We start from the raw sequence: 12,921 nt of genomic DNA, 5'->3' as shown, positions 1-12,921 counted from the left end.
TCACTTTATTCATATTGCGTGGCGTGGCGATAGCCGATCATTATCATGATCGCTACCCCAATAAAGGCAATAAACACAACGCCTGCTCCACCATAGAACATAGTACCATATCCGCTTTGTTCTATGACAGCACCACCAATCAACGGTCCCACTGCGCGACCAACAGATGGGGCGGCAGCCGTCATCCCCTGATAACGCCCCTTCAACTCTATTGGCGATAACTCATTAACTAATGCTGGAATCATTGGGAAGGCCGTTGCTTCACCAATGGTTGTCACAACCATTGCAATCGCAAAGCCAGTAAACGTCTTTGCAAACGGCAAAATCATAAAGGCAAGGCCAAACATAATCAGCCCGGCATAAATCTGAATGAACATTGATTTACGGTTTGCCGATAGGTTCAGGGCATTCATTCCCAATTGAATAATTGCAATCAAAATACCGTTAATGGTCCACAGCATTGAATACTGCCAAACCGGCAGTTTCAGGATGCTCGACATGTAAATTGACAGATTTCCCTGCCACTGCGAATAAGAAATCCACAAAACGCCTAACCCAATAACACCCGTGTAAATTAAGCGGACATTCCACTTAGGCAAGCGCAGGGTTTGTTTTTGCTCAGTTTGTTGGGTACGCGCCACCTTAATTTTGAAGGTAAACTGTACAATTGCCATTAGTACTAAATACATGACGAGCGCCAACCAGAATAGCCAGGTAATGCCAAAATTATAAATTGGCCCAACTGCAGCGGTCGCAAACACCATCCCAAAATTACTAATAAAGTACAACATATTGAAGACAAAACGGCCATCATGACTCCGTACATATGTCCCGTAAGAATTAATCGTTGCCGTATTCCAACCACCGAAGAAACCGGCTAACGTCAAAATAACGGCATAACTTGGCCAGCCATGGAAGAAGATGAAGAGCAAATTAATGACAATCATCATCAGCGTACCGAACTGCATCAATTTACGGGGTTCAAATCGGTCAAACAATCGGCCACTTACTAGTGAACCAACCGCCTGGCCAATCGCGTTAGCCATCATGACCCAACCGATAACAACCAAGGTCTGATACAGTTGGTCATGTAGATAAATTGAAGTTAAGGGCCAGATAAATCCATAAGCCACGTTATTAATAAAACTTGCCGTTAATAACCAGCGAAGTGACATGCCGGCTTGTTGTGTTTGCATGATAACTGTATCTCCTTTTTTCCAAAAATAAGAACGAGGTTACCAAGTTGGTAACCCCGTTAATAACCGATATTGTTTAACCGAATCCGCCCGGTTCTTCAGCGTGGAACTCAATGTTTGAGAACTTATTGTATGACTTAACAAACAATAAGCGTGCCGTTCCACGCGCACCAGAACGGTTCTTTTCCAAGATAACTTCAATTTCTCCCACGTCCTGTTGTTCTTCATCGCGCGGGTCATTGGGGTTATCTGAATCATCGTTGGCCTTCTCATAGTAGTCTTCACGATACAAGAAAGCAACGATGTCGGCGTCCTGCTCGATTGATCCAGATTCACGAATATCTGACAGCATTGGGCGCTTATCTTGACGCTGTTCCACACTACGTGACAACTGCGATAGCGCAATAATCGGCACATCCATTTCCATCGCCATCATCTTAATGGCACGTGAAATGGCTGACACTTCTTGCTGACGACCTTCACTACCCGTTCCTTCAATCAGCTGCAAGTAATCAATAATGACCAATCCCAGCTTACCTTCACGCTTATAAAGACGGCGTAACTTTGAACGAATTTCCGTTACCTTAATTCCAGCCGTATCATCGATATAGATTTTTGTATTCGCCAACGATCCCATCGCGACCGCCAAAGCATTCCATTCTTCAGAATCAAGTTGACCGGTACGCATATGCTGTGAATTAATATTTCCTTCAGCCGCCAGCATACGATTAACCAGTGACGTATCCGGCATTTCCAGTGAGAACACAACAACTGGTAAATCTGGATCAGCCACAGCCACCTTCTGGGCGATGTTCAAGACGAACGCGGTCTTACCAACGGCAGGACGCGCAGCCACGATAATCATTTCACCACCGTGAAAACCAGTTGTTAGATTATCCAAAGCCGGATAACCGGACGCCAATCCCGTCACCGTTTCTGTCGTGCGGGAGTTTTGTTCAATTTGTTCAAATGACTTCTCAACCACGTCCGCGATATTCTTAAAGTCAGCGCTCTTTTCGCCACCGTTAATCATATCCAACTTGGTTGATAATTCGGCAACCGCGTCATCGACCGAATCAGCGCCTTCATACGTTTGCGTCAAACTGCTTTGCAACGTATCAATCATATTGCGACGAATTGACTTCTCACGGACAATTCGGGCGTAGTACAACGCATTACCAGCAACCGGCACCGTCGAGGCCAGCTCCGCCAGATAGGCCATTCCACCAACGTTCTCGACTTGATTGTCTTTATTCAATTCATCGACAATTGTCAATATATCGATTGCGCGTTGCGATTCATCAAGCTTCAAAATTGCCGCATAAATCAAACGATGGGCCGTGCGATAGAAATCAGACGGTTCCAAAATCGTCATCAAATCGGCAATTAAATCTTGCGGATCTGTCGACAATAAAATTGATCCCAACACTGCCTGTTCAGCTGTGATATCTTGTGGCACGCTCAACGCGACAGTTTCTGTTTCATCTGCCATGGAATGACCTCCTTTTTTTATCAGTACTAACTATTGTAACAGATATCGCCACATCTATCCGCGTTAACATCAAGAAAAAAGCACCGAGGCCGTTTAGCCCAGTGCTTTTTCATGTTTCTTACAATTCGTCGGTGTGGATACGAATCTTGGCGTCAACGTCGTGGTGCAACTTCACCGTCACGTTACGGTAGCCCAAGGCACGAATTGGTTCCTTCATATCCATCTTACGCTTATCGATTTTCAAACCGAATTGGTCGTTCAAAGCTTCAACAACTTGCTTTGATGAGATGGCCCCAAACAAACGACCGTCAGTTCCGGCCTTTGCCTTCAACTCAACCACCGTCTTATCATCTTCCAACTTCATCTTCAATGCTTCAGCCGCAGCCTTCTCTTCGGCTGCTTCGCGATCAGCAGCCTTCTTTTGGCCACGCATTGCTGATACATTCGCATTTGTTGCTGGTTCAGCCTTCTTGTTTTTAATCAAAAAGTTGTTCGCATAGCCATCAGGAACTTCTTTAACTTCGCCCTTCTTACCGCGACCCTTAACATCTTCTAAGAAAATAACCTTCATGATTATCGACCTCTACTTTATTAATTTTCTTCTGCTTCACTATCGTCTGATGCTTCAAGTATCGACAATAGTTGGCTGTAAACATCGTTTGTTGCGACGTCTGCAACCTGGGTAGCTGCGTTACTTAAGTGACCGCCACCACCCATTGCTTCCATTACTAATTGTACATTAACTGACCCAGTTGAGCGCGCTGAAACGGCAACCATTTTATCATCGCGTCGCGTAATGACGTATGATGACTCAATACCAATCATCTGCAATAATGCGTCAGCCGCTTGAGCTGCCACCACTGAGTCATATTGTACATCATTCTCACCAACAACAATCGCTGCGGTGTCATGAATCTCTGCCCGTTCAATCAAGTGGGCCCGCTTACGATACGATGACACAGTTTCTTTCATAAAGTCCTGTAACATCTTACCATCAGCGCCCACCGAACGTAGGTAACTAGCCGCGTCAAACGTACGCGTACCAGAACGTAGGGTAAAGGACTTTGTATCCACTTGAATACCAGCCAGCATAGCTGTTGATTCAATCTTCGACAAGCCCTTTGCCCGACGAGGCTGGTACTCAAACAATTCCGTAACTAATTCTGACGTTGATGATGCATAAGATTCAATGTAAACCAATTGTGGCTCTTCAGGGAATTCCTCGCCCCGACGGTGGTGATCAATAATCACCACTCGACCGGCCAAATGGTTGTACACATCCCGCGATTCAGAAATTGATGGCTTCGAGTGATCCACCATCACCAGCAAACTGCGCTCAGTCGCTTCGGTAATCACTTGGCTTGGCGTCATCATCGCCGTCTCGTCAGCGGGGTCATGCTTTAACTCATGTAGCAACAACTGAATATCTGAGTGCTCATGACCAGTCTCTTCGTACACAACCCATGCTGGCTTACCTAGCATCTGGGCCAAACGACGCACACCCAAGGCCGCCCCAAACGAGTCCATATCAGACCGTTTGTGACCCATGATAAGGATTTGATCTGCTTGCGTCATCAAATCCGCCAACGCCTGAGAAATCACACGCGCTCGAACACGCGTACGCTTCGCCATTGGATTAGTATTACCACCATAGAAGCGAGCATCCCCCGTTGGTGACTTGACCACAACCTGATCACCACCACGGCCCAATGCCAAGTCCAAATTTGCTTGGGCATTTTCAGCTAGCACACTAATCGCCTCTTCTTTATAGGCAATGCCGATACTCAACGTAATCGGTGCGTTTTGCATTGACGTCGCTTCACGGACTGTCGTCAGGACATTAAACTTATCTGACTCTGCAGCTCGTAGGCCACTACGGTAACCAATCAACATATAACGATCCACCGATAAACGGCGTACATATATCGCATGGTCAGACATCCAATCTGAAAGGGTCTTCGTTACGAATGTACGCAACGCTGACGCATCTGAATCGCTCATGCCTTCAGTCACTTCATCATAATTATCCAGCGACACAATTCCCACAAAGAGACGGTGCGCTTCATAATCTGATGATAATTGCACAGATGACGTCGCATCAAGCAAATAGACCGCCCGTAATTCAGGCTGAACTTGCACATCAAAAGTGCGGTCTAACCAAGTTAGGCGGGTTACCCGCTTATCTTCATCAGGCCAACGCTTAATCACATCAGCAAGCTTAGCCGAAACATCTGTTAGCGTGCGACCAACAATGATTTCTTCCCCAAGATAACTCTGCAGATATGGATTAACCCAATCAATCTCGGCTTGTTCATTAAACAAAATCACCCCAAGTGGCATTTGAATAATGGCTTCTTGTTCACCACGATTAACTCGGTAAGACAAATTTTCAATATAATGCGCGGTATCTTCCCCAATAATTTGCAACGTTTTAAAGATGACGATTAAGGCAAAGACTACCAACCCTAACCAGACTAATCCAATTAGCCAATTGACCATGAACCCTAATATCGCGCCCATCAATGCCATCAATGAAACTAAGACGGCAACCCAAGCAAGGCGCCGATTTTGAAAGAATGCCGGCAAAGCATCCAACTTTTTCACGTGATTCACCTAACCTAACTCCGTTTAATTTAATACTTTCTTAAGTATACCATGAACGACCATAGGACTTATACCGCTATTCAATGAGTTTTCCATGTTTAATTGATGGATAAGAAAAACGATTCGATGCTCGCTGTCATCGAATCGTTTTGCTAGTTAATCAATCAAGCCGGCCTCACGGGCACGATCTTGATACATTTGAATTTCATTTTCCGCCGCCCAAACAAAGTGGTCAGGTGCGATTTCAACCATCGTACGGTCGCGACCATCCATCTCATCAGTTGGGTCATAAACAATTGGCTCACGGGCCGTTTCAACTGATGGATCTGGTACTGGAATCGCACTCAACAATGAGCGCGTGTAATCGTGCAACGGTTGGTTATAAACCTCATCCGCTGGTCCGATTTCAACCATCTTGCCCCAGTGCATCACCCCAATACGGTCTGAGATGTACTTCACCATCGACAAGTCGTGAGCAATGAATAGGTATGTTAAGCCCTTATCCTTTTGCAGTTGCTTCATCAAGTTAACAACTTGCGCCTGGATAGAAACGTCCAATGCCGAGATTGGTTCGTCAGCGATAATAAACTTAGGTTGCACTGCCAAAGCACGTGCAATACCGATACGTTGCCGTTGCCCACCTGAGAATTCGTGTGGGTATCGATTTGAGTGGTCACGGTTCAAGCCAACGATTTCAAGCAAGTCTTCAACTCGTTGTGAGCGTTCCGCATCCGACTTAGCCAAATGGTTCACATCAATTCCCTCGGCAACAATGTCCTTAACCTTCATACGGAGATTCAATGATGCTTGTGGATCTTGAAAAATCATTTGCACGTTTTGCCGGAAGTTTGACAAGTCACTCTTCTTTTTCAACTTCGCAATATCTTGCCCGTCGAACAATACCTCACCGGCAGATGGATCATACAACTTCATAATCGTACGTCCAATTGTCGTCTTACCTGAACCTGACTCACCGACCAAGCCAAACGTTTCACCTTCGTAAATATCCAAAGTGGCATTTTGAACGGCTTTCGTCTCATTACTACGGCCCTTGTTAAAAGTGATATCAAGTCCTTTGATTTCAACTAACTTCTTCTTTGCTTCAGCCATTAGTTGTTGTCCTCCGTTCCAAGAACTGCCGTTGCGTCGACGGCGACTGCCTGCTTACGGTCAGCCTCTGGGTGCGCCGCTTGATAACGGGCCCAACGCTTTTGTACTTCCAATGGTGGCACAACTTCTGGTGCTCGTGCATCCAACAACCACGTTGCCGCAAAGTGTGTTGGTGACAATTGGAAGAATGGTGGCTTCTGCTCTTCGTCGATTGCCAAAGCATACTTGTTACGTGCCGCAAACGGATCACCAACAGGTGGCTCCAACAAATCTGGTGGCGTACCAGGAATTGCTTCCAATTCGCCACGTTCCGTCTCTGTCGTTGGCATTGAGTTTAGCAAGCCCCATGTATATGGGTGTTGTGGGAAGTTAAACACTTCATCCACTGTACCAATTTCAATAATCTGGCCCGCATACATAACCGCAACACGATCAGCCATACCGGCCACCACACCCAAATCGTGGGTAATAAAGATAATTGATGAATTGATTTCCTTTTGAACCTTCTTCATCAAGTCCAAGATTTGTGCTTGAATCGTCACGTCCAACGCGGTCGTTGGCTCGTCGGCAATCAACACTTCAGGGCGGTTAATCATCGCAATTGCAATCACGATACGTTGACGCATACCACCTGAGAATTGGTGTGGGTAGTCATTGATGTGAGCCTCGGCATTTGGAATACCAACTAGCTTCATCATTTCCAACGCCTCGCCCCAAGCTTCCTTCTTGCTCATCTTCTTGTGCTTGATAAGCGGCTCCGCAATTTGTTGGCCAATCTTCATCGTTGGATCCAATGATGTCATTGGGTCTTGGAAAATCATCGCAATTTCAGCCCCACGCAACTTTTGCATTTGGTCTTCTGACTTACCGATAATTTCATCGCCACGGAACTTAATTGAACCGTGCTCCACTTCCGCATTCTTGGCCAACAAGCCCATTAGTGAACGTGTCGTGACAGACTTACCTGACCCAGACTCACCAACGATAGCCAATGTCTCACCCTTGTACAAATCAAATGAAATGTCGCGGATGGCTTGCACCTTACCGTTGTAAGTCCTGAAATTAATTTTTAGGTCTTCAACCTCAAGAATTTTTTCTGCCATTTGCTAACTCTCTTTCATTAATCCTTTGTACGAGGATCAAAGGCATCACGCAATCCATCACCCAACAAGTTAAAGGCAATCATAATAACCGCCAAAATTACCGCTGGAATAACCAATTGATATGGATAGAATTGTAGCGCCTTTTGACCATCGTTAAGCAACGTTCCCAAAGATGCCATTGGCACTGGAATTCCCAACCCAATAAATGACAAGAGGGCCTCGAAGAAGATTGCTGATGGAATCGTGAACATCAATTGCACGATAATGGTTGAACTCAAATTTGGCACCAAGTGACGTAAACCGATACGCCATGCTGACGAGCCCAGTGTGCGGGCAGCCAAGATGTAATCTTGCTCTTTAATCGTCAACACCTGCGCTCGAATCAAACGCGCCATTGATGTCCAAGATGTCATGGCAATTCCCAAAGCAATTGAGAACATACCGGGCTTCAAAATCAAAATCAACAAGACGAACACAACCAGGTTCGGAATTGATGAGATGATTTCGATGATTCGTTGCATCACAACATCAGTCTTACCACCGCGCCAGCCGGAAATGATTCCGTATGTCACACCGAAGACCAAGTCCATTGCAGCCGCAATCAACGCCACTTGCAATGAGATACGTGTACCGTACAACACACGCTTGAAGATATCACGACCAAATTGGTCAGTTCCAAACCAGAAGTTCTTCTTCTTTGAAACACCCGCTGAGTCATATGAATCAATCTTCACACCATCTAACTTTGCGTGCCCCGTAAATCCTGGAATATCACCCAAAACACCTGGCAAACGTGGTGGTAGGTTTTGCAGTGTCACATCTTGATGAGATGTGGCTTTTGAATTTGCAATTGGTGTTGAACCAAAAGCAACAACGAACACAGCAACCAGTACCCACAATGAGATAAAGGCACCCTTGTTCTTCTTTAGTCGACGCCAAGCGTCTTTTGCGAAGCTCAATGAAGGCTTCATAATTTTTTCGTTATCAACATGACGATCAGCTGGGAGCAGCTTAAAATCATCTGCCGTCAAATTTACTTGTTCAGCCATGCGCTTCTCCTTACTTAGCCAAACGGATACGTGGATCAATCAATCCATACAAGATATCCGTAATCAACAACACAACCATCAACATCATGGCGTAGACGATCGTTGTTCCCATAATGATTTGATAATCATTCGTCAAGATTGAGCTAACGAATTGACTACCAATTCCAGGAATTGAAAAGATTTGCTCGATAACAATTGAACCCGTCATCAAGTTAACTGCCATCGGACCAATCAATGTTACCAATGGGATCAATGAATTACGCATTGCGTGCTTCCAAATAATTTCACGTTTTGACAATCCCTTGGCACGTGCCAATTCGATGTAATCAGATCCCAAGACATCAACCATTTCAGTTCGAATGAATCGCGCTGACACAGCCAATGGGCTCATCCCCAAAGCAATTGTTGGCAAAATAGTTGATGCAAAGCCCTTCCAACCGGCGATTGGCAACCAACCCAACTTCAAACCAATCCAGTATTGGAGCAATGCAGCGAAAACGAATGATGGAATTGAAATTCCCAAGACGGCCAAGATTGACAACGCCGTATCCGTCTTTGTGTTACGACGTACCGCCGCAGCTGAACCCAAACCGATTCCGGCAATCACACCGAAAATCAAAGCTTGGATACCCAATTGTGCTGAAGGTCCCATACGTTGTGCAATCAACGTTGAAACTTCTTGGTTAGCAAATTGGAATGAGACCCCAAAGTCGAAGTGCAAGGCATCCCACAAGTATGTGACGTATTGAATGAAGATTGGCTTATCCAAGCCGTATTGTGCTTCAATCAACTTTCGTTGCGCTTCAGACAAGCGCTCGGCGTTAGCCAATGGTGATCCTGGCATCAACTTCATCAAGAAAAATGTCGCTGAGATAACCAGCACCAGCGTCAGCAAGATGATTGCTAGACGCTTTAGAATATATTTGATCATAGCGATGACCTTCCCCTACTATTTTGCTTTCTACTTCTAATATGAAAGAATCAAGTTGCTTATGAGATATAAGCGTTTGGTTTCTTACAAAACTTGTAGCTTTTATTAGACTTTTATCATTTTAACAGAGATATCTACAATGTAAAAGGCTTTGTCAGCTAATATCACATGAGACTCTCATTTTCTTAATAATTTTGAAGTTGTTTGCGTTTACATACGTTCGATATCACAAAAACATTCATTCTTTGTAGTGGGCTAGATTTGTGTGTCGTCGCGTTGCAACGAGGCATGGTGGGTGCGACTTCGCCAAAGATTGGCCGGGGTAAACTCCGCCGGCGTGAGCACCGGCTAGTGCCCAAATAATTGTGCGAAGAGCCAAGGTCCGTAACGTCTTATCTAACCGGCGGTCGGCCGAACTTGTGAGTTCCCCCCAGCCAATCACTACGTCACACCCCACCCACCATGCCAGTAGCCGAGATATTCTCAATTCGTTTGATAGACATCGTTAAGTTAGCTGTTGCATGTTGTCCTACCGTTATATTTAGTAGCACGACCAAACACTAAAAGAAATCACATCGCAGCAAATGCTACGATGTGATTTCTAATGGATTTAGTTCTTGTATGCCCACTTCCAGTCGTATGGTGCACCAGCTGGGTTTGTGACAACACCCTTAACTGATGTACGGAACAACGTTGCATATGAACGGTAGTACAATGGCGCCACACCGACTTCCTTGTCGATGATTTGCTCTGCTTGCTTGTAATCGTCATAACGCTTCTTTTCATCGTTCACGTCAGTCGTCTTAGCAGCTGACATCAACTTGTTGTATTCAGCGTTATCCCATGAACCGTTGTTGAATGAAGAATCCTTCGTGTACAAGTCCAAGAACGTTGATGGATCACCGTAATCGGCACCCCAAGCAGTGATTACCAAATCAAACTTCTTGTCTTGTGACAAAGCCAAACGTTGCTTAAATGGTACGACCTTAACGTCGATATCCAAGCCGTCCAACTTTTCCATTTGTGATTGCAAGAATTGTGCTGAACGCTTAGCTGCATCACTGTCATCAGTGACCATTTGCAACTTCAACTTCTTCTCGCCAACTTCCTTCATACCTTCCTTGAACAACTTCTTAGCCTTAGCCTTGTCGTAGGCAATGGCACCCTTTACTTCAGCTGCCTTAGCAAAGTCCTTGCCAGTGTTAGGATCTTGCGCCAACTTAGTTGAAGTAAACGTTGTCGCAGGTGTAGCCGTTCCCGTCAAAATCTTATCTGACAACGTCTTACGGTCGATTGAGTATGACAAAGCTTGACGAATCTTTGTGTTGGCCAACGCCTTCACCTTCTTCTCGTTAAACTCCATGTAGAACGTTGAAGCTTGTGGGATAACCTTATAAGCCTTGTTCTTCTTTGAAGCCTTCACTTGATCAGGTGACAAGTTCGTAAAGTCAACCTTGCCTGACTTGTACAAGTTGTAGCCCGTGTTTTGGTCCTTGATAGTTTCCACAACAACCTTAGGCGTCTTCACAACCTTAGCATCATAGTACTTGTCGTTCTTAACCAATGAGTACTTGTTGTTTGACCCAGTCCAGCCCTTCAAGATGAATGGACCTGAAGACAACGTGTACTTTGCAGCGGTACCGTACTTCTTACCTGACTTCTCCACAAACTTTTGGTTTTGTGGGTAGAAAGGTGCCATCGTCAAAACTGATTCAAGTTGTGGCATTGGCTTTTCCAACGTCACTTCCAACGTTGTATTGTCAACGGCGTTAACACCCAACGTTGACAAGTCCTTTTCTTCACCAGATTGAATGGCATCTGCATTCTTAATTCCTGAGAACAAGTAGGCATATTGTGATGCCGTCTTAGGGTCATTCGTACGTTGCCAACCATAAACAAAATCGTGCGCTGTCAAAGCGTCACCGTTTGACCACTTCAAACCAGAACGCAACTTGAACGTGTATGACAACCCATCATCAGACTTTTCAACTGATTCAGCCAAAGCAAGCGCAGGCTTGTTTGACTTATCATTACGGTACAAACCGTCACCAGTTGCTTGCAATGCGTCAAAATCAACCGCAGCCGTAGACTTTGATGGATCCATCGTGCCCAAATCAGCCCCTTCAGTCCAGTTGATCGTCTTGTACTTGGCTGCGTCAGCCGTAATTGGTGCCAACGTTGAGCCCAAAATCAACGCTGTCGACAACAATGCTGATGTCTTCAATACCTTATTCATAAAAAACTCCCCATTTCGAAAATAGTAAATAATGCCTTTCAATGTTTAGTATCATAGCCTGGACAAAAATGAGAAGCAACGCCATTTTTTAATACAAACTGTGAACTAAATTTGAACACGAGCCATTAAAACGTTTAAACCATGCGTTTTTCTACGTTTCTTAAAATGAGAGTTTCACTCATTTACAGGCAAAAAAACCAGGAAACCATCCGCATTTTTCTTACTGTTAACCGGTTCTGCTTTGCGTCTCACAAATAATCTAAAACCGCTCGGCTGCCGACATGAGTGTGGGGGAGTGGCGTAGCGATGACAGCTGGGGAACTCACAAGTTCGGCCGACCGCCGGTTAGATAAGACGTACGGACCCAGATTCTTAATCCCATTAGTTGGGTGCTAGCCGGTGCTCGCGCCGGCGAAGTTTCCCAGCTGTCATCTTTGTCGGAGCCACTCCCCCACACTCATGTCTCGTGCGATAGCACGACACACACCAACACAACAAAAAACCACCAGCACAAAAGTACTGGTGGTTTAGTCAGTTTAAATTAAGCTGCCATTCGACGGTCCAAAATACGACCAATCTTTGAAATCACGTAATTCAACGCGAAGTACAACACGGCCAATGCGAAGAACATCGCCACAATGGCATTTGGCTCTTGCGCATAAATGATTTGTGCACGGTATGTCACTTCTGGCAACATGATAATCGTTGCCAAAGACGTATCCTTAATCAATGACACAAATTGTGACACGATTGGTGGAATCATCTTCTTGTAAGCCTGTGGCAAAATAATGTGCCACAAGGCTTGCTTAAAGCTCAATCCGTTCGACAAAGCACCTTCTAATTGCCCCTTTGGTACGGCGACAATTCCTGATCGAATAACTTCTGCCAACATCGCTGACTCAAAAATCGTCAATGCGAAAATCGTTGACGTCATAACGCCCAAGTGAATGCCAATCTTTGGCAATGCAAAGTACGTAAAGAAGATAATCAACAACAGTGGTAGGTTACGAATCACGTCAATGATAAAACCAACAATGCGTGATAGATATGGAATCTTGACGTAACGGATAACCCCAAGTAATGAACCAATAATAAAACTCAAAATGACCGAGACAACCGCTACTTCGATAGTGACCCATAGTCCCATCAACAAGAAGCGGATGTTAATCCATGAGAACGCTGATAAGAATTCTGCCATGA

Annotated in this window: 10 protein-coding genes; all 10 read right to left on the bottom strand. The window is 45.1% G+C overall.

The annotated features are described in order from the left end of the window. Positions 1-5: 5 nt before the first annotated feature. The gene (locus ACJ28U_RS03125; protein WP_085639529.1) at positions 6-1,196 is read right to left on the bottom strand and encodes an MFS transporter; all 1,191 of its coding nucleotides are present in this window, start codon (positions 1,194-1,196) and stop codon (positions 6-8) included. 76 nt (positions 1,197-1,272) lie between these two features. After that, complete coding sequence (gene dnaB / locus ACJ28U_RS03120; protein WP_010371515.1) at positions 1,273-2,688, bottom strand: replicative DNA helicase; 1,416 nt, start codon at positions 2,686-2,688, stop codon at positions 1,273-1,275. 118 nt (positions 2,689-2,806) lie between these two features. Next, positions 2,807-3,259 carry a 50S ribosomal protein L9 gene (gene rplI, locus ACJ28U_RS03115; protein WP_099088731.1) on the bottom strand — a complete coding sequence of 151 codons (453 nt, stop codon included), beginning with the start codon at positions 3,257-3,259 and terminating at the stop codon, positions 2,807-2,809. Positions 3,260-3,279: 20 nt separating this feature from the next. Further along, on the bottom strand, positions 3,280-5,292 hold the full coding sequence (locus ACJ28U_RS03110; RefSeq protein WP_407618395.1) for a DHH family phosphoesterase: 2,013 nt from the start codon (positions 5,290-5,292) through the stop codon (positions 3,280-3,282). Positions 5,293-5,448: 156 nt separating this feature from the next. Continuing rightward, positions 5,449-6,402 carry an ABC transporter ATP-binding protein gene (locus tag ACJ28U_RS03105; protein ID WP_407618352.1) on the bottom strand — a complete coding sequence of 318 codons (954 nt, stop codon included), beginning with the start codon at positions 6,400-6,402 and terminating at the stop codon, positions 5,449-5,451. Further along, on the bottom strand, positions 6,402-7,505 hold the full coding sequence (locus ACJ28U_RS03100) for an ABC transporter ATP-binding protein (RefSeq protein ID WP_099088728.1): 1,104 nt from the start codon (positions 7,503-7,505) through the stop codon (positions 6,402-6,404). The genes ACJ28U_RS03105 and ACJ28U_RS03100 overlap by 1 nt, the downstream gene beginning before the upstream one ends. A 17-nt stretch (positions 7,506-7,522) precedes the next feature. Beyond that, a complete protein-coding gene (locus ACJ28U_RS03095; RefSeq protein WP_060653568.1) occupies positions 7,523-8,554 on the bottom strand; it encodes an ABC transporter permease in 1,032 nt (343 codons plus the stop codon). Positions 8,555-8,564: 10 nt separating this feature from the next. Continuing rightward, the gene (locus ACJ28U_RS03090) at positions 8,565-9,485 is read right to left on the bottom strand and encodes an ABC transporter permease (protein WP_010371533.1); all 921 of its coding nucleotides are present in this window, start codon (positions 9,483-9,485) and stop codon (positions 8,565-8,567) included. Between the two features lie 610 nt (positions 9,486-10,095). Further along, positions 10,096-11,721 carry a peptide ABC transporter substrate-binding protein gene (locus ACJ28U_RS03085; RefSeq protein WP_407618351.1) on the bottom strand — a complete coding sequence of 542 codons (1,626 nt, stop codon included), beginning with the start codon at positions 11,719-11,721 and terminating at the stop codon, positions 10,096-10,098. Between the two features lie 541 nt (positions 11,722-12,262). Continuing rightward, the gene (locus ACJ28U_RS03080) at positions 12,263-12,919 is read right to left on the bottom strand and encodes an amino acid ABC transporter permease (RefSeq protein WP_010371540.1); all 657 of its coding nucleotides are present in this window, start codon (positions 12,917-12,919) and stop codon (positions 12,263-12,265) included. Positions 12,920-12,921: the final 2 nt, after the last annotated feature.

It is taken from the genome of Weissella sp. MSCH1, assembly GCF_045799135.1.
In the GTDB taxonomy this organism is placed as follows: Bacteria; Bacillota; Bacilli; order Lactobacillales; family Lactobacillaceae; genus Weissella.
Note: the sequence above shows the minus strand (reverse complement) of the source record. Positions and strands in the feature narration are given on the sequence as shown.